The sequence below is a fragment of the Actinoplanes sp. CA-252034 genome, assembly GCF_050956125.1.
Lineage (GTDB): Bacteria > Actinomycetota > Actinomycetes > Mycobacteriales > Micromonosporaceae > Actinoplanes.
This window is the reverse complement of the sequence record NZ_CP191846.1, coordinates 2,998,576-3,024,485: the sequence shown is the minus strand read 5'-3', so window position 1 is coordinate 3,024,485 and position 25,910 is coordinate 2,998,576. Positions and strand designations below refer to the sequence as shown.

The window sequence follows — 25,910 nt, the reverse complement described above, 5'->3', positions numbered from 1 at the left end:
AGTGCCCGGCCCGTCAGCCCCGGGAACGACGGGAGGCGATCTTGAGGTCGGCCTCGATGGCGGCGGTGGCGGCCAGCAGCGGGGGCAGGATGCGCTCACGGATGTCGTCGACGGTGGCCCGGGCGGCGTGGATGGAGACGTTGACGGCGCCCGTGACGGCGCCGGAACGGTCCCGGATGGGGGCGGCGATCGCCCTCAGCCCCTCTTCCAGCTCCTGGTCGACGATGGCGTGGCCCTGCCTGCGGACCTGGGCCAGCTCGGCGCGCAGCGCGTCCGGGGTGCAGATGGTGCGGTCGGTGAGCGGCTCGAGCCGGGCCCGCCCGAGGTAGGCCTCGAGCTCGGTCGACGGGAGGCCGGCGAGGATCACGCGGCCCATCGACGTGGCGTACGCCGGGAATCGGGTGCCGACGTTGATCGCGACCCGCATGATCCTACTTGTCGGGACACGGGCCACATAGACGATATCGTCACCGTCGAGCACGGACATCGAGGACGATTCGCGGACCTCGGCGACGAGGCGTTCGAGGTGGGGTTCGGCGACCTCGGGCAGCGAGATGCTGGAGAGGTACGAGTACCCGAGCTCGAGGACCCGCGGTGCCAGGGAGAACAGTCGGCCGTCGGTGCGGACGTACCCGAGGTCGGTCAGGGTCAGCAGGAACCGGCGGGCGGCGGCACGGGTGAGGCCGCAGACCCGGGCGACGTCACTGAGCGTGAGTTCGGAGTGCTGTGCGTCGAACGCGCGGATCACTGCGAGACCCCGTTCCAGCGACTGAACGTAGTACGGTTCGCGCGGCATCAGATGATCGAACCCCGTCGTTGACGTGACACGGGGCACATCATAGCGTTCTCCATGAGAACTCACGTTCGTCATGCGCACACTTTTCTAAGGAGTAAATATGCGGCGTCTTCTCGCGGGGCTCGCGGCGGCTGCGCTCGCCGGCTCCCTGGTGGCCTGCGGTTCCGATTCCGGCGGTGGCACGAAGACCGAGGGCGGTGTCGACCAGGTCAAGGTCGGCGTCATCCCGATCGTCGACGTGGCCCCGATCTACCTGGGCCAGCAGAAGGGCTTCTTCAAGAACCGGAACATCGAGCTCACCCTCGAGGCCGGTCAGGGCGGCGCCGCGATCGTGCCGGGTGTGGTCAACAACCAGACCCAGTTCGGCTTCTCCAACCTGACCTCCCTGATGATCGCCCAGACCAAGGGCCTGCCGATCAAGGCGGTCGCCGCCGGTGTCTCGTCGACCGGTGAGGCCGGCAAGGACTTCGGCGCCGTGGTCGTGAAGGCGGACAGCCCGATCAAGACGGCCAAGGACCTCGCCGGCAAGAAGATCTCGGTGAACACCCTCAAGAACATCGGCGACACCGTCACCCGCGAGTCGGTGCGCAAGGCCGGTGGCGACGACAAGACCCTGAACTTCGTCGAGATGGCGTTCCCGACCATGCCCGCCGCCCTGGAGAAAGGCGAGGTCGACGCCGCCTGGGTGGTCGAGCCGCAGCTGTCCACGATCAAGGCCGCCGGTGGCCGGGAGATCGCCTCGACCTTCGTCGACGCCGCCCCGAACCTGACCGTCGCCGCGTACTTCACCTCGCAGAAGCTGATCTCGGAGAACGCCGACCTGGTCAAGCGCTTCACCGAGGCGATCAACGAGTCGCTGACCTACGCCGACGCGCACCCGGACGAGGTCCGCGCGGTCCTGGGCACCTACACCAAGATCGACGAGAAGCTCCGCGCGTCGCTGGTGCTGCCGAAGTGGCCGACCCAGATCAACGAGGCGTCGGTGCAGACCCTCGCCGGCCTCGGCGAGAAGGACGGCATCTTCACCGGCACTCCGGACCTGGCGAAGCTGCTGCCGTGACGACGGCCCGCCCGGCCAACCCGGTCCGGTCCGGCAACCCCGCTCTGCTCGGGGTTGCCGGCCTGGCCGGGTTGCTCCTCGTCATCGAACTGGCGCCGCGGACCGGGCTGGTCGACGAGCGGTTCCTGCCGCCGGCCAGCACGATCGCGGGCGCCCTTGTCGACGAAGCGTCGAACGCCACGTTCTGGACGGCGCTGTCCGACACCATGGTCGCGTGGGCGATCGGCCTGGCCATCGCGGTCGGGGCCGGGGTGCTGGCGGGCCTGGTGATCGGGTCGGTGCCGGTGCTGCGGGCGCTGACCGCGTCGACGGTCGAGTTCCTGCGGCCGATCCCGTCGGTCGCGCTCATCCCCCTCGCGGTGCTGATGTACGGCACCGACCTCGGCTCGACCCTGCTGCTGGTCTGCTACGCGTCGTTCTGGCAGGTCCTGATGCAGGTGCTGTACGGGGTGGCCGACGTGGACCCGGTCGCCTTCGAGACAGCCAGGAGCTTCCGGTTCTCCGCGTGGGCCCGGGTCCGGCACGTGCTGTGGCCGACCGCGCTGCCGTACGTGTTCACCGGCATCCGGCTGGCCGCCTCGGTGGCCCTGGTCCTGGCGATCACCGCCGAGCTGGTGATCGGCTCGCCCGGCCTGGGCAAGGAGATCGCCGTCGCCCAGTCGTCGGACGCCGTCCCCACCATGTACGCCCTGGTCGTCGTCACCGGCCTCCTCGGTGTCCTGATCAACCTGCTGGCTCGTACCGGCGAGCGCCGCCTGCTCGCCTGGCACCAGTCGGTACGGGGAGAAGTGGCCATATGAACCCGGGTGACATCGCCAAGAGGATCGGGCTGGCGGTCGCGTTGCCGCTGGTCCTGTTCGTGGGCTGGTACGTGTTCAGCGCCGGCAGCACGAACTTCTACGCCCCGCCGCTGTCCAAGATCCTGACCGCGTTCGGCGACACCTGGCAGACCGAGCGGCTGAAGGCGGACGTGGCGCCGAGCCTGGTGCGCCTGTTCGCCGGCTACCTGCTGGCCGCGCTGATCGGCATCGGCCTGGGCGTGGCGGTCGGCCTCAACCGGCGGCTGCGGGCCACGGTGGAGCCGGTCCTGGAGTTCTTCCGGGCCATCCCGCCGCCGGTGCTGGTGCCGGTGATCATGCTGTTCGCCGGGATCGGGAACGGCATGAAGATCACCGTCATCGTGTTCGGCTGCATCTGGCCGATCCTGCTCAACACGGTGGAGGGCGTCCGCGCGGTGGACAGCGTGGTCCTCGACACCGCACGCTCGTACGGGGTGAACGGGCCCGCCCGGCTCACCCGGGTGGTGCTGCCCTCGGCGAGCCCACAGATCGCGGCCGGACTGCGCCAGGCGCTGTCCATCGCGATCATCCTGATGGTGATCAGCGAGATGTTCGCGGCCAGCAACGGTCTCGGTTTCACCATCGTGCAGTTCCAGCGCAGCTTCGCGATCCCCGAGATGTGGAGCGGGATCATCCTGCTCGGCCTGCTCGGCTTCGTGTTGTCGGTGCTGTTCCGGCTCGCCGAGCGGCGGCTGTTGCGGTGGTACGAGGGCCTGCGCGCGGCGCAGCGCGCCGGCTAGGGGGCGACGATGCTCGAAGTGAAGGGCCTGCGGAAGGTCTACAGATCCGGCAGCCGTGAGGTGGAGGCGCTACGCGACCTCACGTTCACGGTGGAGAGCGGCGACCTTGTCTGTCTGGTCGGCCCGTCCGGGTGCGGCAAGACGACGCTGCTGCGCTGCATCTCCGGCCTGCTCGACCCGACCGCCGGGGACGTCCGCGTCGACGGCCAGGCGGTCGACGGGCCGCCGAAGGGCATGGCGGTGGTCTTCCAGGAGTACGGGCGCAGCCTGTTCCCCTGGATGAGCGTGCGCGACAACGTGGAGCTGCCGCTCAAGCAGAAGAAGGTGGAGAAGAAGCGCCGCCTCGAGCTGGTGGAGCAGTCACTGGACGCGGTCGGCCTGTCCGGCTCCGAGTCGGCGTACCCGTGGCAGCTCTCCGGCGGCATGCAGCAGCGGGTCGCCATCGCCCGGGCGGTCGCCTACGAGCCGCAGACGCTGCTCATGGACGAGCCGTTCGCGGCGGTCGACGCGCAGACCCGCGCCGATCTGGAGGACCTGGTCCGCCAGTTGTGGAAGCGGCTCGGCGTGACCATCCTGTTCGTCACCCACGACATCGACGAGTCGGTGTACCTGGGTCAGCGGGTGGTGATGCTGTCGTCGTCGCCGACCGTGGTGCAGGACGAGCTGATCATCGACCTGCCGGAGACGCGTGACCAGCTGACGACACGGGCCGACCCCCGGTTCATCGAGCTGCGCACCCGCGTCTACGAGCAGATCCAGGCGGCCAAGAAGAACGCCGGACGATAGGACCGCAAAACAAAGAGCCCGGTCATCTCGTACGGATGACCGGGCTCTTCATTGTCATAAGAGGTGTCGTCAGCGAACGCCGATCGCGTCGCGGACCTCAGCCCGCACATCGTCCGCGGCACTGAAACCGAAGGTGGAGACGGCGGCCGGATCCGGCTGCGGGATCGGGTCGCACTTCTTGTCGGAACGGTTTCCGCGGACCCGGTCCGGCAGTTCGCCGGTGGCCAGGTAGGTGGCGATGGTGTCGTCGGTGCAGGCGATCCCGTTCAGCGAACCCGAGTGGGTGGTGCCGCCGACGCCCTCGATCAGGACCGAGCGCGGGAAGCGCTTACGCACCTCGATGGCCCCCGAGTACGGGGTGGCGGCGTCGTTGGTCTCGGCGATCAGCAGGATCGGCGGGACCTTCTTGCCGTTGATGTCGACGGGCTTGCCGGCCTTGGCGCCCCAGTTGATGCAGGGCGCGTTGTACCAGGCGTTGTTCCAGGTGATGAACGGGTGCTTGGCGTAGATCTTCCAGTTGTCCCGCTGCCACTTCGACCAGTTCGTCGGCCACTTCACATCGGTGCACTGGACGCCCAGGTAGACGGCGTAGCCGTTGTCGGAACCGGCCGCGCCGGGCTCGGCGTACTGGTCGAGCAGCGGCGCCGGGTCCTTGTCGTTCACCCACGCGGCGAACGCCGAGGCGACGTCCTGCCAGCCGAAGACGTAGTAGCCGGCCGAGACGAAGATGTCGTTCCACTCGTCCGGGCCGATCTTGCCGGCGGCCGGGTTCTTGATCAGCGAGTAGAGCGTCGAGTAGTACTTCTGCTTCACCACCTTGGCGGTCGTGCCGAGGTGGTAGGTGGCGTCGTTCTTCGCGACCCAGCCGAAGAAGACGTCCATGTTCTTGTCGAACTGGATGTCCTGGTCGAGGTTCGCGTCGTACCAGACGCGCTCGGGGTTGACCACGCCGTCGAAGACGAACCGGCGGACCCGCTCCGGGTGCAGCGTCGCGTAGACCTGGCCCAGGTAGGTGCCGTACGAGAAGCCGTAGTAGTTGATCTTCGAGGCGCCGAGGGCCTTGCGCAGGCTCTCCATGTCGGCGACCGTGTCGGTGGTCTTGAGGTGGTCGAGCAGGGCTCCGCCGGCCACGTCGCACGCCTTCGCGTACCCCTTGGCCTTGGCCTGCCAGGTCTTCTCCAGCTGCCGGGTGACCGGGACGTAGAACGGCCGGTTGTAGCCGGCGTAGTTCGGGTCGCAGGTCAGGGCCGGAACGCTCGAGCCGACGCCGCGCGGGTCGAAGCCGATCCAGTCGTAGAGCTCGCCCGCGCCGTTCGGCACGTACTCACCGAGCACCGGCAGGCCGAGCCCGGAGCCGCCGGGACCGCCGGGGTTGGTGAGCATGACGCCCTGGTAGGCGGCGTCGGCGGACTTGTGCTTGATCCGCGACACCGCAATCTTGATCTTGGTGCCGTTCGGCTTGGCGTAGTCGAGAGGCACCACCAGGAACCCGCACTGCGCCCCACGCGCCTGGAGACTGGGGCGCGTGCAGGTGCCCCAGTCGATGGCCGGCGGGGTGTAGCCGCCGGTCTTGGCCGTAGCCGACGCCGCGACAGGGATCGCGCCGGCGCCGATCAGGAGACCGACGGAGGCGGCGATGGTGGCCGCCAGGATTTTCCGCATCCCTTGCCTTCCGTTGTCGTACCGCCGTCGCGGCTGATCACGCCGGGGCGGTTCCCGCAGCCTAACCATCCAGCCATGGAGATGCGCCCACATACAGACATGGGCATGAGTTCATGTCACGGTAGGTATCGAATGATATGAAAGCGCGAGCGCTCTCCGATGCGATGCTTCGGGCTCTGACCGTTCCCCTCAGTACACGGAGGACCACCCCGTGCGAGCATTCTCCATCGTGGGCGTGGCCGGGCTGATCGCCGCAGGCCTCGCCGTCGCCACCCCGGCACAGGCCGCCGCGGCTGCGCCGGACATCCCGGTCGCCAACGTCAAGGCTCACCTCACCCAGCTCCAGAGCATCGCGACCGCCAACGGCGGCAACCGCGCCCACGGCCGGCCCGGCTACCTGGCGTCGGTCACCTACGTGAAGAACCTGCTCGACTCGGCCGGATTCACGACCACGCAGCAGTCCTTCACCTACAACGGGGCGACCGGCTACAACCTCATCGCCGACTGGCCGGGCGGCGACACGTCCGACACGCTGATGATCGGCGGCCACCTGGACAGCGTCACCGCGGGCCCCGGCATCAACGACAACGGGTCCGGCTCGGCGGGCATCCTCGAGGTGGCGCTGCAGGTGTCGCGGTCCGGCTTCCAGCCCGATCGGCACCTGCGTTTCGCCTGGTGGGGCGCGGAGGAGCTGGGGCTGCGAGGCTCGACGGCGTACGTCAACTCGCTGAGCTCGGCCCAGAAGGCGGCGATCACCGGGTACCTGAACTTCGACATGATCGGCTCACCGAACCCGGGGTACTTCCTCTACGACGGCGACAACTCCGACGGCACCGGCAGCGGCCCCGGCCCGGCCGGCTCGGCGCAGATCGAGGCCACCCTCGCCGCGTACTTCACCTCGATCGGCGTGCCGACCCGGGGCACCGACTTCGACGGGCGCAGCGACTACGGCCCGTTCATCGCCAACGGCATCCCGGCCGGCGGCATCTTCACCGGCGCCGAGGGCACCAAGACGTCCGCGCAGGTCAGCCTCTGGGGTGGCACCACCGGCCGTTTCGACCCCTGCTACCACGCGTCATGTGACACCACGGCGAACATCAACGACACCGCGCTCGACCGCAACAGCGACGCCATCGCGTACTCGGTGTGGACGCTCGCCGACGGCGGCACCACCACACCGCCCGGCACCACGGTCTGGTCCGACGGCCTGGAGACCGCGACCGGCTGGACCCAGGGCACGACCGACACCGCCACGGCGGGCCGGCTGGAGCGCGGCAACCCGGAGGCGACCACCAGCTCCGGCGTCGCCACCCAGCTGAACGCCGCGGCCGAGGGCAGCTTCGCCCTGGTCACCGGGGCCACCGCCGGGGCCAGCGCGGGCGCCAACGACCTGGACGGCGGGATCACCACGATCACCTCCCCGGCGATCACCCTGCCGACCGGCACCCTGACGCTCGGCCTGTCCTGGTACCTGGCGTACCTGAACAACGCCACCAGCGCCGACTACCTGCGCATCCGGGTGGTGTCGGGGACGACCACGACGACGGTGCTCACCCAGACCGCGGCGGCGGCGAACAAGGCGGCGGCCTGGACGACGGCGACGGCCAACCTCTCGGCGTACGCCGGGCAGACGATCCGTATCCAGGTCGAGGCGGCCGACGCCGGCACCGCGTCACTGGTCGAGGCGGCCGTGGACAACCTCGTGATCACCCGCTCGTGAGCCCGGTTCCGCCCGCCGGATCGACCGGCGGGCGGAACCCCTCAGCTTCCGAAGCTCCCGGCCGATCAGGAACCTCAGTGTCCGCCCCGGCCCGAGAAGGAGCACCGACCATGACGCAGCCCGCCGGATGGTATGCCGATCCGAGCGGCCTGCCGGCGCGACGCTGGTGGGACGGCCGGCAGTGGACCGACCACGTCCAGCCCGGTGGCACGCCGATGCCGCCGCCCAACGGATACTTCCCGCCGGTCCCGCCGAGCGGCCCGGCGGCGCCCGGCGAGCACACCGTCGCGCCGGAGAACCCCGAGCAGACCCCGCTGTACGCGACCCAGCCGGCCGGATTCCAGCACCGTGGCCTGCCGACCGTCTCCGAGTCGCGGCCCGCCGCTCCCCCGCCGCACCCCGAGGTGCCGACCGCGCCGTACACCATGCCGCCGGTCGACGCGGTCGGTGAGCGGCCCGGCCTCGCCCCGCCCGCGCCCGCCGCTCCGCAGCCCGTTCCGGGCGGGTGGTGGCGCTACGCCGGGCCGGTCGCCCTCGCGGTGATCGCCGCGATCGTCCTCGCCCTGGTCGCCATCATCCTGCTCGGCTGACCGCCCCGGGCCCGGCGCGGGAGTGGTCCGAGAGCGTTTCGAGAGCGACGTCGGCCATCCTGTGTCCACGCCGGACGGGGTTCACGCCCCAAGCTGCAGCTCCGTCCGGCCCTCCAACCACCGGCCGTCACCCGGCACGCCTGCGGGCCCCCGGCTCGTTCAGTCGCTGGTGACGTCCCGATAGACCGACCACACCGCGACCGGGATCGCCGCGCCCGTCCAGGCCAGCAGGAACAGCAGGGCCTTGACGTTGCCGGCGGAGGCCATCGCGAACGAGGCGAACGGCAGCCCGATCTCCATCCGGTTGATCAGCCCCTCGGCGAAGAGCAGCCAGGCGAAGACCCCACCGAGCAACCACATGGGATGCTTGACCACCGCCGTGCACAGCGTGCCGAACACCGCCATCACCGGTGCCACCAGCACCGTCGACCGGTAGTGGGCGGCGTTATCGTCGAGCAGCACGGCCACCCCGCTGACGGCCGCCAGCACCGTGCCGAGCACCGCCGCCGACACGCACTGGGCGACCAGGACCCGCCACCGGTGCGGGTGGTTGAGCAGCACCAGCACCATGGTCCGGTGCTGATAGTGCTGGGCGGTCACGGTCACCGCGATGCCGAAGGCCCCGATACCCGCGAAGAGCGACCAGGCCTCCTTGCTGAACCAGCCGACCAGCGCGGCCACGAACGCGAACCCGATCAGCGCCAGCCATGACGAGATGATGCTGACGCTGCGGTACAGCTCGCTGCGGACGACGGCGATCATCGGGCCTCCGACACGCTCATGAAGATGTCCTCCAGATTCTGGGCCTCGGCCACCAGCTCGTAGATCGCGACCTGGGCGGTGAGCGCGATGTCGCCGGCCTCTTCCTGGCTCAGCCCGGAGACGAACAGCACCGGACCGTCCGCCGTCACCGTCGCGCCGTTGTGCTCGAACGCCTTGGCGAGCCGTTCCGGGTCACCGCCGCGCACCCGCAGGCGGGCCGTGCCCGTCAGCTCGGCCAGCGTCCCGGACGCCAGGATCCGGCCCTGGCCGATGATCACCACGTCGTCGACGAAGTGCTCCAGCTCGGCGAGCAGATGACTGGAGATCAGCACGGTGCCCCCGCCCGCCGTGTGCGCCAGCAGCAACTCCCGCAGCCAGGCCATGCCGGGCGGGTCCAGGCCGTTCGCCGGCTCGTCGAGCACCAGCACCGACGGCTCGCCGAGCAGGGCCGTCGCCACCGCCAGCCGCTGCTTCATGCCGAGCGAGTAGTCGCCGGTCCGCTTGGTGGCCGCGTCCTCCAGGCCCACGTACTCCAGCAGCCGGCCGACCCGCTCGCGCGGGAATCCACCGAGAATGGCCTGGGTGTTCAGGTGCGCGTATCCGGACTGTCCCGGATGGCTGAGGCCCTGCTCGATGACCGCGCCGACGTGCCGGACCGGGTGGTCGAGCTCCCGGTACCGGCGGCCGTTGATGAGCGCGGCGCCCTTGGTCGGGCGGGCCAGGCCGAGCAGGACCCGCAACGTGGTGCTCTTGCCGGAGCCGTTGAGCCCGAGCAGGCCGGTGACCCGGCCGGGCGCGGCGGTGAACGTCACGTCACGGACCGCGTCCACCTTTCCGTAGGTCTTCGTCAGATCCCGGATCTCGATCATGGCGGGTATTCTCCCGGTCTCTGTCAAGGCTCGGAGGGTAACCGTTTGATCACTCCCTATGGCTCTCGCCCTCGCGGGGCACCGCGGAGAGCCCTACCGGGTCCGGCGGATGCGATCACGGAGCGGGAGGACTAGCGTGCCGATCAGTCCCAGCCCCTCGGCGGAAGGACCGCATGTCCGGAAACGGTTCCCCAGCACACCGCGCGCGGAGCTCCGTGCAGCGCAACCGGCTGATCGCGGCCGGGGCGGGAGTGCTACTGCTGCTGATCCTGCTGTTCGCGCTGCTGGCGTACTGCACACGCCCGGACGATCCATCGTCGACGACCGCGGATCCCGTGCCCAGCGCGGGCGCGTCCTGGACGATCTCCCCCGGTCCCGGCTCGGGCTCCCCCGGTCCGGGCTCGGGCTCCCCCGGTCCGGGCTCCTCCGGTGCGGGGCCTGAGGCGGCGCCTCTGCCCGGCGGAAGCGACGGGACCACGCCCACCGACGACGTCGCCACCGAGGACCCCGCCACCGAGCCGTCCGACGACGATCCGGAACAGCCGTCCACTCCCGAGGGAGGTGTGGACGCCGGCGGGGGCGGCCAGACCGACGGCCGCCGTCTCGCTCTGCTGGTGACCGGTGGATTCCTCATGGTCTCGGCGGTGGCGGCCGGCGCGTACTCCCTCCGTCGCCCTCTGCACCACCGTTGACCGTGACCTCGCCGCGGATCCGTGATCGGCGGGCGGCGGCGTTCGCCGTCGTCCTCGCGCTGCTCGGCGGCGCGACCCTCGCTCTCGGGCTGCGCACCGAGGACGGCCTGCCGCCGCTTCCCGCGGCGGCGCAGGCGTCACCGGTTCCGGCGGCCGTGAAGGCACCGTCGTCCCCGCCCGGCGTCGCGCCGGCGCGGGTCCTGAAACGGGCGGCGCCGGTGCGGCTGCGGATTCCGGCGATCGGCGTGGACACCGCGATCATGGAGCTGGGGCTGCAGCGCGACGGATCCCTCGAGGTGCCGCCGCTGCGCGGCGATGCGCCGGCCGGCTGGTACCGCGACTCACCGACGCCGGGCGAGACCGGCGCGTCGGTGCTCGCGGGGCATGTGGACACCGCGCGGGACGGCCCGGCGGTCTTCTTCCGGTTGCGCGAGCTCAAGACCGGAGACGAGATCGTGGTACGGCGTGACGACGGCTCCGTGGCGATGTTCCGGGTGTCCCGGGTGGCCCTCTACGCGAAACGGGACTTCCCCACGGCGGAGGTGTATGCGCCGATCGACCGGCCGGGACTGCGGTTGATCACGTGCGGGGGCGCGTTCGACCGGAGCGAGGGCAGCTACCGGAGCAACGTGGTGGTGTTCGCCGACGCGTTCCGGTGAGGGGTCCACACCGCCTCGAAACCGCTTCCGGGACCGGTTCCAGCCCCCTTTTCGGTCAGTTGAGTTCCGGAACCCGCCAGGTTCGTACCGATCTCTGCGGTATGCCGGTTCAGCCTGCTTGACATGGAGCTTCAGCGATTGATTCTGTGACGGGCATCATTGCGATCTTGTTTCGGAAGGAACCCCTCCGCATGACGAGACCTCGCCCGACCCGCAGCGCCGCGATGGCGCTCACCCTCGGGCTCGCCCTCACCATCGCGCCGGCTCTGCCGGCGTCCGCGCACACCGGCGGGGCCGCCGGCGTACCGAACCTCGGCCCCAGCGTCACGGTCTTCGACCCGAGCACGCCGGTCAGCGAGATCCAGGCCACTCTCGACGCGACCTACGCCAAGCAGGTCGACAACGAGATGGGTACGGCACGGTACGCGTACCTGTTCAAGCCGGGCACCTACGGCACCGCCGAGCAGCCGCTGCAGATCAAGGTCGGCTACTACACGGAGATCAGCGGTCTCGGGGCCAACCCCGGGGACGTGGTGATCAACGGCAAGGTCGAGGCGTACAACCGCTGCCTCGGCTCCGACCCGGCCAACCCGAACTGCATCGCGCTCGTCAACTTCTGGCGCACCCTGTCCAACCTGACCGTCAACATCAACGGCACGGGCCAGGACGGCTGCCGCCAGACGGCCAACTTCTGGGCCGTGTCGCAGGCCGTCTCGCTGCGCCGCACCCAGTTCAACGGCGGCACGCTGTCGCTGATGGACTACTGCACCGCCGGCCCGCAGTACGCCTCGGGCGGCTTCATCGCCGACTCGAAGCTGCCGACCACGGTCAACGGCTCGCAGCAGCAGTGGCTCACCCGCAACAGCGAGGTGGCGAGCTGGTCCAACGCCGTGTGGAACCAGGTCTTCGCCGGCGTGACCGGGGCGCCCGACGACTCGGCGTTCCCGAACCCGCCGTACACCACCCTCGCGGCCACCCCGGTCAGCCGGGAGAAGCCGTTCCTGTTCGTCGACGCCAAGGGCAAGTACCAGGTCCGTGTGCCCGCGGCCAAGCGCAACAGCGTCGGCTCCTCGTGGGACGACAAGTCCGGCCGCACCGTCCCGCTCTCCGACTTCTACGTCGCGAAGCCCGGTGACTCGGTCGCGAAGATCAACCTGCAGCTGGCCCTCGGCAAGAACCTGCTGCTCACCCCGGGCGTCTACGACATCGCCCAGAGCATCCACGTGTTCCGCCCGAACACCGTGGTGCTCGGCCTCGGCCACGCCACGCTCACCGCGGTCAACGGCTCGATCCCGCTGGACGTCGCCGACGTCCCCGGCGTGATCGTCGCCGGCGTCACCATCGACGCCGGCACCAAGGAGTCGCCCGTCCTGCTGCGCGTCGGCCGTCAGCACGGCTTCGGCTACAGCTCGGCGAGCAACCCGACCACGCTGAACGACGTGTACTTCCGCGTCGGCGGCCCGCACATCGGCAAGGCGAACATCGCGCTCGAGGTCAACAGCGACGACGTGCTGATCGACCACACCTGGGTGTGGCGCGGCGACCACGGCGTCGAGGGCTTCACCAACGGCGTGAACGGCGACACCGACCGGTGGAAGACCAACACCGGACGGTACGGCGCGGTCATCAACGGTGACGACGTCACCGCGACCGGCCTGTTCGTCGAGCACTTCCAGAAGTACAACACCGTCTGGAACGGCGAGCGCGGCACCACCGTGCTCTACCAGAACGAACTGCCCTACGACCCGCCGACGCAGGCCGACTGGATGAACGGCAAGGTCCAGGGCTACGCCGGTTACAAGGTCGGAAACAAGGTCAAGAAGCACCAGCTGTACGGCGGAGGCGTCTACGTCTTCAACCAGAACAACCCGGCGATCCACACGGCCAACGGGTTCGAGGTGCCGAACACGCCCGGTGTGAAGCTGAAGCACATCATGACCGTCAACCTCAGCGCCGGCATCATCGACCACGTGGTCAACGGCGTCGGTGAGGCAGCGGACACCACGAAGGTCGGGCAGCCGGTCTTCGTGACGAACTACCCCGCAGTCCCGTAATACGCGCTGGTGGTCACCCGTCTACGGGGCGGGTGACCACCAGCACCGGACGGCCCGCCTTCTCGATCAGGGTCAACGGCACACTTCCCAGCAGCCGCTGCGCCACCGCCGGGCGCACGCTCGAACCGACCACGATCAGGTCGGCCCGCTGCTCCTGCGCGAACCGGATGATCTGCTCGGCTGGGCGGCCCGGCAGGACCGTCCGCGTCGCCTCGATGCCGGCCGCCGCCAGACGCGCCGCCGCGGCCGCCGCCGCCTTCTCCGCCCGCTCGGTGTAGACGCTGCGTGGCAGCGGCGCCAGGTGCTCGGTCTCCAGCTCGTCCACCGCGACCACCGCGACCGACGCGCCGGTCTGCCGGACGAGATCGGCGACCGCATCGGTCACCCACGGCTGGTCCGTCTCAGGATTTGCGGCGAGCACGATATGCATGTCACTGAAGGTACGCGTAACGTCACTTATCCGCAGTGGACCTTTTTCGAGGGAGCACTCATGGCGGATGTGGCGTCGCCCTCTTCGTCTTCGCCGGCCTCCAAGGAGCCGGAGCTCAACCGGGTCATCGGCCCGGCGTTGCTCCTGCTCTTCGTGGTCGGCGACATTCTCGGCACCGGGGTGTACGCGCTCACCGGCAAAGTCGCCAACGAGGTCGGCGGCGCGGTGTGGCTGCCGTTCCTGCTCGCGTTCGTGGTCGCGCTGCTCACCGCGTTCAGCTATCTGGAGCTGGTCACCAAGTATCCGCGGGCGGCTGGAGCGGCGCTCTACACCCACAAGGCGTTCGGGCTGCACTTCCTCACGTTCATGGTGACGTTCGCGGTGATGTGCTCCGGGCTCACCTCGGCGTCCAGCGCGTCCAAGGCGTTCGCCGGCAACTTCGCGTCCGCCTTCGACCTCTCACTGGGGGACGGGATCGCCCTCACCGCGGTGGCCCTCGGGTTCATCGTCCTGGTCGCGCTGATCAACTTCCGGGGTGTCGGCGAGAGCGTCAAAGCCAACGTGGTGCTCACCTGCGTCGAGCTGACCGGTCTGCTCATCGTGATCGGCATCGGGGCGTGGGCGCTCGGCGGTGGGAACGGCGACCTGTCCCGGCTCACCGAGTTCAACACGCCGCCCGGCGAGAGCGTGCTGCTGTCGGTCACCGCCGGGACGGCCCTCGCCTTCTTCGCCATGGTCGGCTTCGAGGACTCGGTCAACATGGCCGAGGAGACCCGCGATCCGGTACGGATCTTCCCCAAGGTCATGCTCATCGGCCTCTGCTTCACCGGGTTGATCTACGTGCTCGTCGCCGTCTCCGCGGTCGCCCTCGTCTCGCCCGCCGACCTCGGATCCGGCGACACCCCGCTGCTCAAGGTCGTCTCGGCCGGGGCGCCCGGCTTCCCGCTGTCGATCTTCGCGTTCATCACGATGTTCGCGGTCGCCAACTCGGCCCTGATCAACATGATGATGGCGAGCCGGCTCCTCTACGGGATGGCCAACGAACGGGTTCTCCCCACCATCCTCGGCAAGGTCCACCGCACCCGCCGCACCCCGTGGGTCGGCATCGTGTTCACCACGGTCATCGCGTTCGGGCTGATCTGGTTCGCCGACCTCACCGCCCTCGGCGGGACCACGGCCCTGCTGCTGCTCTGCGTCTTCACCGTGGTCAACGTGGCCGTTCTCGTGCTCCGGCGGGACCCGGTGTCGCACAAGCACTTCCGGGCGCCGACAGTCATCCCGGTCATCGGGGCCGTCGCCTGCGCGTTCCTGGCCAGCCCACTGTCCGGCCGGGCCGCGGCCGACTACCGGGTGGCCGGGGTGCTGCTGCTCATCGGGGTCGCACTGTGGCTCATCACCTACCTGTCCAACCGGTTCATTCCTGGGGCGATCTCCCGTACCTGATCGGATGACCGGTCGTTTGACGGTTGTCCCGTGCCCTCGGTGTTGCGTTTGGTGTAAAACCCCCGGACGTCGCAGGTGGTAACTGTTCGACGTTGGTCGACACCCACGTCATGACAGCTCATCGGGATGTGCAAAGCTGCCCGCTACCACAAGCACCCTCCTCTCCTGTCCGGAGGCCCGATATGGCATCATTCCTCTACCTTGTTGCCGGGCTCGTGATCGGCGCGATAGGCGGCTGGCTGGTCTGGGGACGCCGCACCGGCGCCACCGCGACCACCACGGCCGCTCCGGCGGTCGTCGCCGCCCCGGCCGTCGCCGAGAGCCCCACCACCTCCACCGCCGACGACAACGACGCCGCGGCGGCCCCCATCTCCTCCGCGAGCACCGCGGTCGGCAGCTCCTCCAAGGACGCCGCCCCCACGGACGCCGCCGTCGGCACCTCCTCCGCGGACAGCGCTTCCTCCACGGACACCGCTTCCTCCACGGACACCGCTTCCTCCGCGGATGCCGCGGTTGACGCCGATGCCATCGGGGCGGCGGAGACGCGGGCTCCGGGGGCCTCCACGGAGAAGGCCGAGAGCCTGGAGTCGGAGACGGTCGGCCTCGCCGCGCCGGACAGCTCCGCCTCTTCCTCCACTGCCACCAGCGTCTCCGACACCGCCGAGCCGGTTGCCGGCACGTCGGTCGAGACCGAGCCGGCTGCCGCTGCCGTTGAGGAGCCGGTTGCCGCCGTAGCCGTTGACGAGCCGGTTGCCGACACGTCGGTTCCCGGCGCTTCGGCTGCCGGCGCTTCGGCTGCCGGCACGTCAGTCGATGCCGAGCCGGCCACCGCGGTTGCCGTTGACGAGCCGGCCACGGAGCCGAACGCCGAGACGGTCGCGGAGAGCCCTTCCGACGCCGACGAGCCGACCGTGAAGCTGTCGAACGGAAGGGCCGCCCAGTACGGGTCCGCTCCGGTCGACGAGAGCACCGCGGTCATCGCCTCCGAGCCCTTCGCGGCCGGCGAACCGGCCCCCGTCGACGAGCCGGTTGCCGCCGGTGAGCCCGTCGCCGTGGAGCCCGCTGCCGAGCCGAAGCCGGTCGCCGTATCGGAGCCCGTCGCCGTCGCCTTCGCTGAGCCGGTCGCCGCGCCCGAGCCGGTCGCCGCCGCCGAGCCTGTCGCCGCCGCCGAGCCTGTCGCCGCGCCCGAGCCGGTCGCTGCTGCCGAGCCCGTCGCCGCGCCCGAGCCGGTTGCCGCGCCCGAGCCCGTCGCCGCGCCGGAGCCGGTCATTCCGGCGCAGGCCGTCATCACCGCTGAGCCGGACCTCGTGGGCACGCCCGCGCCGGTCGCCGAGCCCGACGATCTCACGAAGATCCCTGGCATCGGGCCCAAGGTGGCGATCGCCCTGGCCGCGGCCGGCATCACCACCTTCGCGAAGCTGGCCGACTCCGACGTCATCAGCCTCAAGCAGGCGATCAACGCGGCCGGGATGCGTGGCTCCGCGAGCCTCGCCACCTGGCCGGGACGCGCCCGCGAACTGGTCGGCGTCAAGAGCTGACACCCCGGTGGGCCCGCACTGAGTGCCCACCGCACGGACAGGGCGTGACCCGGTGCACCGAGAGGCACCGGGTCGCGCCCTTCGTCGTCTCCGCATCCAACCTGCCCTTGTGGCCGGCCGCGTCGCGGAGACGACCACCACCAGCCCACGCGGCTGACCGGAGGCGGAAACGACCACCGGCCCACGCGGCGGCCACAAAGAGAACGAGGACAACCACCCGCCCACGCGCCACCCCCAGAACTAGCCCACGCGGCCCCTGAGAACGAGGACAACCACCAGCCCGCGCGGCCGATCGGCGCGCGGAGACAACCACCGGCCGACACGACTGAGGCCGGAGAGCGGAGACGACCACCAGCCCACGCGGCCACCCCCAACGAGGACAACCACCAGCCCGCCTGGCCACCCTCAGAACGAGGACAACGACCCGCCCGGGCGACCACCCAGAGAACGAAGACAATCACCAGCCCGTACGGCTGATCGGCGTGCGGAGACGACCACCGGCCCGCGCGACTGGGTCGGCGCGCGGAGACGATGACCGGACCGCGCGGCGGGTTGCAGGGCGGTTGTTGCTCAGGTCACTCCGGAAAGTTGCAGGACGGGAGCGGACCGGACGATGTATCCGGCTGTCGCGAGAGATCGCAACCGGAGTGCAACGGAGGAGCCAGGATGAAGGTCAACGCCGCCACGTCCTTCAACTACGACAGTTCGGCCGCCTACGGACGGTTGCAGAGTGCCCGGGCCAAGCTCACCACGGACCAGATGCCGTGCGCCGCGATGCCCTCCGTCGTCACGGCCGACCGGGCCGCGGTCGTCCGTGCCGAGGCCGAGGTGGCCCGGATCGAGGCTGCCCACGCGGGCGAGGTGGCCGACTTCCGGCGCAGCGGCCGCTTCCTCGACGTCTTCGCCTGAACCCGCGAAACACGGCGTCCCGTCTCCACCCGCGTTTCGCGGCTTCCCACCTGAACCCGCGAAACGCGGTGCCCCCAACCTGACCCGGTGACAGCGCGCCCCACCGAACCCCGCGGCAAACAGCGTCCCTGACGCCCGACATCCCCACCTGAACCCGCGACACGCGGTGCCCCACCGAACCCCGCGGCAAACAGCCCGACGTCCCCACCTGAACCCGCGACGCGCGGTGGGCCGCCTGGATCCGCGACGAGCCGCGCCTCCAGTTGAGCCCGCGGCAAGCAGGGTCTCGTCCTCAGGTCCCGACACACGCCAGGGGATCGGTGATCTGATGCGGTCAGCGGAGCGGGACAGCCGGTGGGGGACGGCTTCAGCCCGGCGGGCGCACTGGGGTCGTGAGGGTGGGCCTGGCTTGCGGGGTAGCCCGGGGACGTGATGGTTGCGGTGGTGGCGGGTGTGGACCGTACCGCCGCATGGGTTTGATCTGACTCGGACATAAATGCGGGCCGCTAGTGACGCAAGGTTTTCGCCGTGACGCCTTTCCGTCACATTGACGTTCGCCCACGCAGGGGCACCGGATCCGGTGAATTCCGGAAAATTTTCGTGACTGCGCGGCGGGCCCGGATCACCATGGAAAGACGGCCCACTCCCGCAGCGAGAGAGCAACATCATCGCAGGTGGATCGATACCTGCCGGCGCCAGTAAAAGATCATGAATGCGTCACCGGAAAGCGAGATCAAAAGCGCTCCGCGGTGGAGAAATCGCGGTTCGTAATCTTCTCGGGGTTTCGTGTCCGGCCTCGGCATCGCACCATGGATGGCGGGTGATGCATTCGATGAACGGGCGACTTGCGGTAGTCATCAGCGTCGAGCAGCACGAAGATCCCGTGTTGCGCCGATTCTCCGTGCCGTCGGCTGATGTTCCGGCATTCGTGGAGGTGCTCGCGGATCCGGCGCTCGGCGGGTTCGAGACGGCGTATCTGCGGGATCCGGGGGCTCGTGAGGCCTACGGGCGGGTCAAAGCGCTGTTCGAGGGGCGTGATCAGGAGGATTGTGTCCTCCTCTACTTCCGCGGCGTGATGCTGACCGGGCCCGGCGGCGGGCTCTATCTGGCCGCCGCCGACACCGTGATGGGGCGGCCCGCGGACACCGCCGTCGACGTCGCCCAGATCGCCGCGCTCCTGCAGCGCAGCCGTGCGGGGCAGGTCGTGGTGCTGCTCGACGGCCGTACCGGCGGGCCGGTCGACGCCGGGCACCACTTCCGGGCCGCCCGCAACGCCGAATGGCAGAGCCGCGTCGTCATCGCCGCCACCCCCCGCCCCGAGCCGCCCACCTTCGCCGGCCTGATCGCCGAAGGTGTCAGCGGTGGCGCCGCCGACCGTGACCGCGACGGCTGGATCGGCATCGGCGAGCTCTACGACCACCTGCGCGAACGTGATCCCAGCGTCCGGCAGTGGGTGTTCGGCTCCGGGCGGCAGCCGTGGCTGGCCCGGGTCCGCCGGCCCGGCAGCGACCAGATGGCCCTGATCGCGCAACTCGCCGTCGCCGCCGCCGGCAACGACCTGTCCCGCGCCGTCGAAGCCCGCGAAGCCCTGCGCCGCCTCGCCACCGGTGAGGGCCGGGTCGCCGCCGCCGCGACCGCCGCCCTGCGCCGCACCTCGATCCGCATCGCCGAACCGTCCCTCGACTTCGGCCGCGTCGCCCCCGGCACACGCCAGCTCGGCGCCGAGGTCGCCGTTCAGGGACCGCCGCTGGCCGCCGCCTCCGTCGTGTCCAGCACGGTCGAGGGCCTCCATGCCCGCCTCGAAGGCAACCTGCTGCGGGTGTCGTGGTTCCCGACGGTCGGCCGGCTCGACGGGGCGGTCACCCTCGAAGGACCGGCGGGCTCGGCGCGGCTCGCCGTCACCGGGGAGGTCTCCGAGGACTCCGACGTCGCCACCGGCGCGTGGGTGCCGACCGGCGGCAACGGCACGGCGGGCGCGCTTCCGCCAGGCTCCCCCGCGCTTCCGCCGGGCTCCCCCGCGCTTCCGCCGGGCTCCCCCGCGCTTCCTCCGGGCTCCCCGTCGGTTTTGCCGGGTTCGGCCGTGGGGGCGCCGGGGTCTTCCGTGGGGGCCGGGCCGCCCGGGTCGCCGGCGGGAGTTCCGTCCGGGCCGCCCGCCGGCGGGACGGTCGGATGGGCCGCCAACTGGACGATGCCCGACCCCGAAACGGCCTGGCCCGGGAGTCTGCCTGGGGCGGCGAGGACTCGGGCGGCGCCTGGCCCGGCGAGACGCCCGCGGCGGCCTGGCCTGGTGAGGCGCTGGGCGGCGGGTGGCAGGACGCCTCACGGCAGGGCCCGGTCTCAGGTCCGCCGGTCCCGGCAGGCGATTCCGTCTCCCCTTCAAACCCTTCATTCGGTACGGCCGGACCAGCACCCGATCCAGCCGACGCCGGCGCGGGTCCCACTCCGGCGAGCGGGCCACCCGCGTCCGGGGCTGTGCGCGGGTCTCGCCGTGGGCCCCGATCAGTGGACCCCCGTCGTCGGGCACCTGGGCACGGCGGCCGGCGGGCAGTCGTCCCGACGTCCCGCCCGAGTGGGGCACGCCGAGCGCATCCCCGGCCCGTGAGACGCCGGCGCCCTCACCGTCCACCGCCTCCTCGGCCGCTACACCCCCACCCCGCGCGGAAACGACACCCGTCACACCCACTTCCGGTGGGGGTACGGCACCCGCCACACCGTCCTCCGGTTCGGGTACGGCACCCGTCGTACCCACGCCCTCCTTCGATTCGGGTACGGCGCTCGTTGCTCCGACGCCTACCTTCGAGCCGGACACGATGCTCGCTGCGCCGACATCTGCCTCCGCCCCGGACACTGCAGTCGCTGCGCCGACGCCTACCTTCGCCTTGGATACGACGCTCGCTACGCCGACGCCCGCCTCCGCCGCGGACACGACGCTCGCTACGCCGACACCTATCTCCGCCTCGGACACGACAGGCGCGGACAGCACACCGGTTCATCCCGGCCGACCGGCCTCCTCCTCCGACCTCGGGCCGGGGTCTGGCGACGCCGCCGACGGGCTCGCTGCGCGCGCTCACCGGCCGGACCCGGCGAGAACCATCGGCGACGCCGGTCTTGGCGACTCCATCGGGTCGCGTGCGGGCGACTCCGTGGAGGCCACGCCCGAGGATGCGCCGCTCATCGCTCCGAGGGCGACGGTTCGAGGTTCGTTCCCCGTGGCGGCCTCGTCGGAGACTCCCGCCGTGCCCCGTGAGGATCCTCCGCCGGTGGATCGCTCGGCGGCTCCGGAGTCCGCCGGTGACGTCGTATCCGGCTCGGCCGCCTACCGCGTCGAGAGCGCCGCTGCCCAGCCCGCCGGCGCCGACCGCCCAGGCGCCGAGGGCGGGCGGACACCAGTCGTTCGGCCGGAGGCGCCGACACCGACCGACGCGTGGCCCGAACCGGCCTCTGCCTCCGTGGACGCAGGCATTGGCGTCCCCTCGGGCACCGACACGAGCCTGCCGGCGGACGCTCCCCACCAGGAGCCCTCGCCGAGCACTACAAACCTCGACTTCGGCGCCGGAGTGAGCACCCCCGGCGAACCGGGTCTGCCGGCCCGCACCGCCGAAGTGCCGGAAGCCGGCTCGGCCCCGTCCACCGATGACGGTCCGACGGGCCGAGCCGCTCACACGAACACCGATCCGGCGGGCCCGGACATCACCGCCAGCCGCGACCCGGACGTCACCACCGACCGCGACCCGGGAAGCCGAAACGCCACCACTGACCGCTACCCGGTAAGCCTGGATGCCGCCACCGACCGCGACACGGCAAGCCCAGACGACACCGACCGCTACCCGGCAAGCCCAGACGACACCACTGACCGCTACCCGGGAAGCCGGAACGCCACCACCGACAGTCGCTCCGAGGACGGGGACGACACCGCGGCCAATGAGTTGAGGCGCTCAAGCGTCAGCCAGGATGCCGCCAACGATGCACTTCCCATGTGGGCTGTCGGCCGCACCGACGGAGCCGACGGCGTAGACAGGAGCACCGGTATCCCGCCCGGTCCGGACGGCTCGGCCGCGCGCCTCGGCGACGGCTCGGGTTCGTCGGCGAGTTTCGCTGATTCCGGTCACGACGGCGAAGCGCCGGGCGGAAGGGACGCTTCAGGGCGAGCGGCCTACGACACGACGGGGACAGCAACAGAGCCGGCGCAACCGACGCGCGAATCCCCGGACGCAAACGACGCCTCGGAACGAACCCCCGACGACACGACGGGGACAGCAACAGAGCCGGTGCAACCGATGCGCGAATCCCCTGGCGCGAACGAGGCCTCGGAACGAAGCCCCGACGACACGACGGGGACGGCGAAAGATCCGGTGCGGCCGGTGAGCGAATCGGCCGGGTCGGGCGGTCGCTGGGGGGCGACTGCGGGAGGCGCAGGGGGTTCGGGTTCCGGGACTGTGGCGTGGCCGGGTGGGAACTCTGGCACGTGGGGACGGTCCGACCCGGACGGGATCTGGCCTGCGGCGGGGCGGAGGCCCGGGCTGGCCGCGGCACCCGAAGAGGTCGCTGGGGCGAAGGCATCCGCGCCGGGCACACAGGCGGAGCGATCGGGGGACGACCGCCAGGATCACACGCGTTCTGCCGCTGGCGGGCAGCCGGGCAGCGGACAACCCGGCAGCGGACAGCCCGACGGTGAGGTGGCGGCCGGCGGGACGTCGACCGCCGACACCGCCGGCCGCACCGAAACGCCGGACGGCAAGACGCCGGAGAGCATGACGCCGATCAAAGAGAATCCGGACGGCGAAACGACCGGCCAGGGAACAACCGGCCACGGCACGACCCGACACGGGACGACCGACCATGAGGCGGCCAGCCATGGAGCGGCCAGCCATGGGACGACCGGCCCGGTGCCCGCTGAGCGGGAGGACTCTCGTCCGGGGACGGCCGGCGTTGGGGCGGGTGGTCCTGGACCGGCCGCTGGTGAAGGGCTGAGCGCTGGAGCGGCGGCCGGGTTCGGGAGTGGGACTTCTGGCCTGCCGCGGACCGAGACGGCGGCCGGGCCTCCGGGTAACGGGTCGTCGATTCCGGGACCGCGGCAGCCCGCGGACGAGAATGCGCCGTGGCTGAGAGAACCGGCGCAAGCGGGGGCGGCTCAGCCCACATCGGCACAGGCGACGTCCGGGCAGTCGGAACCTACAGGGGGCACTGAGGCGGGGCCCGGCTCAGTCACGGGCCGGGGATGGCCTGGCGCTGAGCAGCCGCAGGGCGTCTCGACGAATCCTTGGGGCACGTCGCCGGTGAGCTCGGAAGGCCGGGGCGGGCAGCCCGGTCCGGGTTCGGCCGGCGCGGCCTGGCCTGATGAACAGAACGTGGCTCCGACCTCGGGTGTGCCGTGGCCGGTGTCGCCTCCGGCCCCGGCGGAGACGGTCGCGCCGACCAGTGGCTGGCCGACGTCGCCCGCATCGCCTTGGCCGGGGACGGACGCCTGGACGGCCGCGGCTCCGGCCGGAGCCGCCTATGGTCCGGGCACGACACATCCGGGTCAGCCGATCAGCGGTCAGCCGGGCGGCAATTACCCCGGCGGCGAGCAAGGCGGCGCGCAGAGCGGCGGGCAAGGCGGCAGCTACCCGAGTGGCGGAACGAGGGGCGGGCAAGGCGGCGCGCAAAGCGGCGGCTACCCCGGTGGCGGGCAGAGCGGCGGGCGAGGCGGCTATGCCGGGGGCGGGCAATCGCCGCGGGCCGGGTATCCGGTCGGTTACCAGGGTGAATATCCCGGCGCGCCGGGTGGGTCGGGTGGGCCCGTCGGGGGCGGCCACGACTCCGGCGGGGGTGGGACGGGATATCCGCCGGGGACGGGCGGTGACCCGTACCCCCGGGAGAAGAAACCGCGGCGGAGAGGCGCGCTGATCGCCGCGGCTGTCGTGGTGGTCATGCTGCTCGCCGGTGGGTCGTATGTGGGTGTTCGGCTGGCGCTGGCCAGGGGTGAGCAGACGGAGGCGGCGCCGGAGCGGACGGTGACGCCGGGGCAGACCGGCGCGCAGCCGGGCGGTGAGGCGAGTGTGCCGGCGACGGATCCGGCGGGGACCGGGGCTCCGGCGCCGCCGAGTCTGGCGAAGCCGGTGGTGGTGGACCGGATCAACCTGGGGCAGGAGCCGGAGGGTGTGACGGTCTCGCCGGACAACAAGACGATCTACGTGGCGGATCAGAACTCGAAGGACGTGCACGTCGTCGATGTGGCGTCGAAGAAGGTCGACGTGGTGAAGGTGCCGAACACGCCGCGGTTCCTGGCGTTGTCGGCGGACGGTGGACGGCTGTACGTGACGCTGTTCGAGAACAACTTCACCGGGAACGGCCTCGCGGTGATCGACACGGCGAAACGCGAGTTGGTGAAGACGATCCGGACGGGGCCGCGGCCGTTCGAGCCGGCGGTGGCGCCGGACGGGACGGTGTGGGTGCCGATTCACAACGGGGCGCGGGTGGAGATCTACGATCCGCAGTCGTTGACCGAGACGGCGCGGATCTCGGTTCCGCCGAATCCGCACTGGATCGTGTTCACCCCGGACGGGACGACGGCGTTCACGGCGAACCACGAGTCGAGCCAGATCTCGGTGGTGAACGCGTCGGACCGGCTGGTGCGGAAGAACTTCAAGGTCGGCCGGTCGCCGCACGCGCTGGCGGTCACCCCGGACGGGGAGCGGCTGGTGGTGACGAACTACGACCAGGACACGGTCGAGGTGTACGACACCGGCGACCAGCGGCTGATCCACAAGGTCGATGTGGGCAGGGAGCCGCAGGCGGTGATGATCTCCGCGGACGGCAGGCACGCGTACATCGTCAACGAGGGCTCCGACAACCTGTCGGTGATCGCGCTCGGTGACGGCAGGGTGGTGTCGACGGTCGGGGTCGGTGACAGTCCGCGGGTGAACGCGATCTCCCCGGACGGCCGCCGGCTGTACGTGACGGACGGCCAAGGAAAGACGGTTACCGTGCTGAGAACGACCGAGGAGTGATGATTCCCTGGTAGCGTCGCGCCATGTCGACGGATTCCCGTTTAACGTCGCTCCTCGCGCGGGAGCGTGCCACCTTCGCCGACCGTCATCCGGGTTCGCGGGCCGCGTACCGGAGGTCGGATCATCTCTTCGGCCGCGTGCCGATGACGTGGATGAACAAGGCCGCCGGAGACTTCCCCGTCTACCTGGACAGTGCCCGAGGTAACCGGATCGTCGACGTCGACGGCAACGAGTTCGTCGACTTCGCGCTCGGGACACCGGCGCGATGGCCGGGCACTCCCCCGCCGCGGTCGTCGCCGCGGTCACCGACCGTGTTCAGCGTGGTCTGGCCACCATGATGCCGACCGAGGACGCGGCGATCGCCGGCGCCGAGCTGGCCCGCCGGTTCGGCCTGCCGTCGTGGAGTTTCGCGCTGACCGCCACGGACGCGAACCGGTGGGCGATCCGTCTGCTGCGCGCGGTCACCGGCCGGCCGAAGATCCTGGTCAACAGCTACTGCTACCACGGTTCGGTGGATGAGTCGCTGATCGTGGTCGGCCCGGACGGGCGGGGCGCGAGCCGGGAGGGCAACGTCGGCGCGCCGGTGGACGTGACGATGACGAGCCGGGTCGCCGAGTTCAACGACCTGGAGGGCCTGGAGCGGGAGCTGGCGCACGGTGACGTGGCGGCGGTGCTGATGGAGCCGGCGCTGACGAACATCGGGATCGTGCTGCCGGAGGACGGCTACCTGGCCGGGGTGCGGGAGCTGACCCGGCGCCACGGGACGTATCTGATCAACGACGAGACGCACACGTTCTCGGCCGGGCCGGGCGGGGCGACCGCGTTCTGGGGGCTCGAACCGGACGTGCTGACGATCGGCAAGGCCATCGGCGGCGGGGTACCGGTGGGCGCGTACGGCCTGAGTGCCGAGCTGGCGGACGCGCTGACCGGCCGCGGCGACCTGGATCTGGTCGACATGGGCGGCGTCGGCGGGACGCTCGCCGGCAACCCGGTGTCGATGGCCGCGACCCGCGCCACCCTGCAGGAGGTGCTGACCGACGCCGCGTTCGCCACCATGATCGAGACGGCCACGGCGTTCGCCGACGGCATCGAGAAGATCATCGAGGGGTACGGGCTGCCGTGGTCCGTCTCCCGCCTGGGCGCCCGGGTCGAGTACCGGTTCGCGAGTCCCGCCCCGCGCAACGGCACCGAGTCGGCCGCCGGCGCGAACGCCGAGCTGGAGGACTTCCTGCACCTCTACCTCGCGAACCGTGGTGTGCTGCTGACCCCCTTCCACAACATGGCGCTGATGTGCCCGGAGACGTCACTCGCCGACGTGGCGCGCCATCACGAGATCTTCGACGCCGCGTTGAAGGAGCTGGCCTGACGGTCG

Annotated in this window: 21 protein-coding genes; 16 read left to right on the top strand and 5 right to left on the bottom strand. The window is 70.8% G+C overall.

The features are described 5' to 3' along the window. Window positions 1-13: 13 nt before the first annotated feature. Entirely contained in the window at window positions 14-796 is a 783-nt protein-coding gene (locus ACQPZW_RS13590; RefSeq protein ID WP_433795219.1) for an IclR family transcriptional regulator domain-containing protein, read from the bottom strand. Window positions 797-896: 100 nt separating this feature from the next. On the opposite strand from ACQPZW_RS13590, the gene ACQPZW_RS13585 reads away from it, so the two are divergent. The 4 genes from ACQPZW_RS13585 to ACQPZW_RS13570 are packed head-to-tail and all read left to right on the top strand — an operon-like array spanning window position 897 to window position 4,221. Continuing rightward, entirely contained in the window at window positions 897-1,856 is a 960-nt protein-coding gene (locus tag ACQPZW_RS13585; RefSeq protein WP_433795218.1) for an ABC transporter substrate-binding protein, read from the top strand. Further along, complete coding sequence (locus ACQPZW_RS13580; RefSeq protein WP_433795217.1) at window positions 1,853-2,656, top strand: ABC transporter permease; 804 nt, start codon at window positions 1,853-1,855, stop codon at window positions 2,654-2,656. The genes ACQPZW_RS13585 and ACQPZW_RS13580 overlap by 4 nt, the downstream gene beginning before the upstream one ends. Beyond that, complete coding sequence (locus ACQPZW_RS13575) at window positions 2,653-3,435, top strand: ABC transporter permease (protein ID WP_433795216.1); 783 nt, start codon at window positions 2,653-2,655, stop codon at window positions 3,433-3,435. Before ACQPZW_RS13580 ends, ACQPZW_RS13575 begins: the two co-directional genes overlap by 4 nt. 9 nt (window positions 3,436-3,444) lie before the next feature. Continuing rightward, window positions 3,445-4,221, top strand: a complete 777-nt coding sequence (locus ACQPZW_RS13570) for an ABC transporter ATP-binding protein (RefSeq protein WP_433795215.1) — start codon at window positions 3,445-3,447, stop codon at window positions 4,219-4,221. A 69-nt stretch (window positions 4,222-4,290) separates the two neighbouring features. Here ACQPZW_RS13570 and ACQPZW_RS13565 read toward each other — a convergent pair whose 3' ends face one another. Further along, window positions 4,291-5,883: an alpha/beta hydrolase gene (locus ACQPZW_RS13565; protein WP_433795214.1), complete on the bottom strand. Its 1,593-nt coding sequence runs from the start codon at window positions 5,881-5,883 to the stop codon at window positions 4,291-4,293. Between the two features lie 211 nt (window positions 5,884-6,094). Between ACQPZW_RS13565 and ACQPZW_RS13560 the strand changes: the two genes are divergently transcribed. Continuing rightward, on the top strand, window positions 6,095-7,603 hold the full coding sequence (locus ACQPZW_RS13560) for a M28 family metallopeptidase (protein ID WP_433795213.1): 1,509 nt from the start codon (window positions 6,095-6,097) through the stop codon (window positions 7,601-7,603). 110 nt (window positions 7,604-7,713) lie between these two features. Next, window positions 7,714-8,193 carry a DUF2510 domain-containing protein gene (locus ACQPZW_RS13555; protein ID WP_433795212.1) on the top strand — a complete coding sequence of 160 codons (480 nt, stop codon included), beginning with the start codon at window positions 7,714-7,716 and terminating at the stop codon, window positions 8,191-8,193. Between the two features lie 159 nt (window positions 8,194-8,352). Here the strand turns inward: ACQPZW_RS13555 and ACQPZW_RS13550 are convergent, their stop codons facing one another. Together ACQPZW_RS13550 and ACQPZW_RS13545 are read right to left on the bottom strand one after the other, a co-directional pair. Beyond that, window positions 8,353-8,955 (bottom strand): hypothetical protein, encoded by a 603-nt coding sequence (locus ACQPZW_RS13550; protein WP_433795211.1) that lies wholly within the window; start codon window positions 8,953-8,955, stop codon window positions 8,353-8,355. Beyond that, window positions 8,952-9,824, bottom strand: a complete 873-nt coding sequence (locus ACQPZW_RS13545) for an ABC transporter ATP-binding protein (protein ID WP_433795210.1) — start codon at window positions 9,822-9,824, stop codon at window positions 8,952-8,954. The genes ACQPZW_RS13550 and ACQPZW_RS13545 overlap by 4 nt, the downstream gene beginning before the upstream one ends. A gap of 215 nt (window positions 9,825-10,039) precedes the next feature. On the opposite strand from ACQPZW_RS13545, the gene ACQPZW_RS13540 reads away from it, so the two are divergent. The 3 genes from ACQPZW_RS13540 (at window position 10,040) to ACQPZW_RS13530 (ending at window position 13,229) form a co-directional block, all read left to right on the top strand. After that, the gene (locus tag ACQPZW_RS13540) at window positions 10,040-10,516 is read left to right on the top strand and encodes a hypothetical protein (RefSeq protein WP_433795209.1); all 477 of its coding nucleotides are present in this window, start codon (window positions 10,040-10,042) and stop codon (window positions 10,514-10,516) included. A 2-nt stretch (window positions 10,517-10,518) separates the two neighbouring features. Next, window positions 10,519-11,175: a class F sortase gene (locus ACQPZW_RS13535; RefSeq protein ID WP_433795208.1), complete on the top strand. Its 657-nt coding sequence runs from the start codon at window positions 10,519-10,521 to the stop codon at window positions 11,173-11,175. Between the two features lie 191 nt (window positions 11,176-11,366). Next, window positions 11,367-13,229, top strand: a complete 1,863-nt coding sequence (locus ACQPZW_RS13530; protein WP_433795207.1) for an adenylyl cyclase — start codon at window positions 11,367-11,369, stop codon at window positions 13,227-13,229. 13 nt (window positions 13,230-13,242) lie between these two features. Here ACQPZW_RS13530 and ACQPZW_RS13525 read toward each other — a convergent pair whose 3' ends face one another. Further along, entirely contained in the window at window positions 13,243-13,659 is a 417-nt protein-coding gene (locus ACQPZW_RS13525) for a universal stress protein (RefSeq protein ID WP_433795206.1), read from the bottom strand. Window positions 13,660-13,719: 60 nt separating this feature from the next. Between ACQPZW_RS13525 and ACQPZW_RS13520 the strand changes: the two genes are divergently transcribed. The 7 genes from ACQPZW_RS13520 (at window position 13,720) to ACQPZW_RS13490 (ending at window position 25,904) form a co-directional block, all read left to right on the top strand. Continuing rightward, window positions 13,720-15,102 carry an APC family permease gene (locus tag ACQPZW_RS13520; RefSeq protein ID WP_433795205.1) on the top strand — a complete coding sequence of 461 codons (1,383 nt, stop codon included), beginning with the start codon at window positions 13,720-13,722 and terminating at the stop codon, window positions 15,100-15,102. A gap of 182 nt (window positions 15,103-15,284) precedes the next feature. Next, window positions 15,285-16,640 (top strand): helix-hairpin-helix domain-containing protein, encoded by a 1,356-nt coding sequence (locus tag ACQPZW_RS13515; RefSeq protein ID WP_433795204.1) that lies wholly within the window; start codon window positions 15,285-15,287, stop codon window positions 16,638-16,640. A 666-nt stretch (window positions 16,641-17,306) separates the two neighbouring features. After that, entirely contained in the window at window positions 17,307-17,549 is a 243-nt protein-coding gene (locus ACQPZW_RS13510; RefSeq protein ID WP_433795203.1) for a hypothetical protein, read from the top strand. An 886-nt stretch (window positions 17,550-18,435) separates the two neighbouring features. Further along, window positions 18,436-20,151, top strand: a complete 1,716-nt coding sequence (locus tag ACQPZW_RS13505) for a hypothetical protein (protein WP_433795202.1) — start codon at window positions 18,436-18,438, stop codon at window positions 20,149-20,151. A gap of 3,307 nt (window positions 20,152-23,458) precedes the next feature. Continuing rightward, entirely contained in the window at window positions 23,459-24,538 is a 1,080-nt protein-coding gene (locus tag ACQPZW_RS13500; protein ID WP_433795201.1) for a YncE family protein, read from the top strand. A 137-nt stretch (window positions 24,539-24,675) separates the two neighbouring features. After that, window positions 24,676-24,876 carry a hypothetical protein gene (locus ACQPZW_RS13495; RefSeq protein ID WP_433795200.1) on the top strand — a complete coding sequence of 67 codons (201 nt, stop codon included), beginning with the start codon at window positions 24,676-24,678 and terminating at the stop codon, window positions 24,874-24,876. Then, window positions 24,804-25,904 carry a transaminase gene (locus tag ACQPZW_RS13490; protein ID WP_433795199.1) on the top strand — a complete coding sequence of 367 codons (1,101 nt, stop codon included), beginning with the start codon at window positions 24,804-24,806 and terminating at the stop codon, window positions 25,902-25,904. The genes ACQPZW_RS13495 and ACQPZW_RS13490 overlap by 73 nt, the downstream gene beginning before the upstream one ends. The last annotated feature ends 6 nt before the right edge of the window (window positions 25,905-25,910 follow it).

What these genes read in the sequence shown, in the direction of transcription:
- ACQPZW_RS13525 (WP_433795206.1), bottom strand. Translation starts at nt 13,659, where the DNA reads ATGCATATCGTGCTCGCCGCAAATCCTGAGACGGACCAGCCGTGGGTG.
- ACQPZW_RS13590 (WP_433795219.1), bottom strand. Translation starts at nt 796, where the DNA reads ATGCCGCGCGAACCGTACTACGTTCAGTCGCTGGAACGGGGTCTCGCA.
- ACQPZW_RS13585 (WP_433795218.1), top strand. Translation starts at nt 897, where the DNA reads ATGCGGCGTCTTCTCGCGGGGCTCGCGGCGGCTGCGCTCGCCGGCTCC.
- ACQPZW_RS13575 (WP_433795216.1), top strand. Translation starts at nt 2,653, where the DNA reads ATGAACCCGGGTGACATCGCCAAGAGGATCGGGCTGGCGGTCGCGTTG.
- ACQPZW_RS13555 (WP_433795212.1), top strand. Translation starts at nt 7,714, where the DNA reads ATGACGCAGCCCGCCGGATGGTATGCCGATCCGAGCGGCCTGCCGGCG.
- ACQPZW_RS13565 (WP_433795214.1), bottom strand. Translation starts at nt 5,883, where the DNA reads ATGCGGAAAATCCTGGCGGCCACCATCGCCGCCTCCGTCGGTCTCCTG.
- ACQPZW_RS13520 (WP_433795205.1), top strand. Translation starts at nt 13,720, where the DNA reads ATGGCGGATGTGGCGTCGCCCTCTTCGTCTTCGCCGGCCTCCAAGGAG.
- ACQPZW_RS13515 (WP_433795204.1), top strand. Translation starts at nt 15,285, where the DNA reads ATGGCATCATTCCTCTACCTTGTTGCCGGGCTCGTGATCGGCGCGATA.
- ACQPZW_RS13490 (WP_433795199.1), top strand. Translation starts at nt 24,804, where the DNA reads ATGGCCGGGCACTCCCCCGCCGCGGTCGTCGCCGCGGTCACCGACCGT.
- ACQPZW_RS13530 (WP_433795207.1), top strand. Translation starts at nt 11,367, where the DNA reads ATGACGAGACCTCGCCCGACCCGCAGCGCCGCGATGGCGCTCACCCTC.
- ACQPZW_RS13510 (WP_433795203.1), top strand. Translation starts at nt 17,307, where the DNA reads ATGAAGGTCAACGCCGCCACGTCCTTCAACTACGACAGTTCGGCCGCC.
- ACQPZW_RS13500 (WP_433795201.1), top strand. Translation starts at nt 23,459, where the DNA reads ATGCTGCTCGCCGGTGGGTCGTATGTGGGTGTTCGGCTGGCGCTGGCC.
- ACQPZW_RS13550 (WP_433795211.1), bottom strand. Translation starts at nt 8,955, where the DNA reads ATGATCGCCGTCGTCCGCAGCGAGCTGTACCGCAGCGTCAGCATCATC.
- ACQPZW_RS13570 (WP_433795215.1), top strand. Translation starts at nt 3,445, where the DNA reads ATGCTCGAAGTGAAGGGCCTGCGGAAGGTCTACAGATCCGGCAGCCGT.
- ACQPZW_RS13545 (WP_433795210.1), bottom strand. Translation starts at nt 9,824, where the DNA reads ATGATCGAGATCCGGGATCTGACGAAGACCTACGGAAAGGTGGACGCG.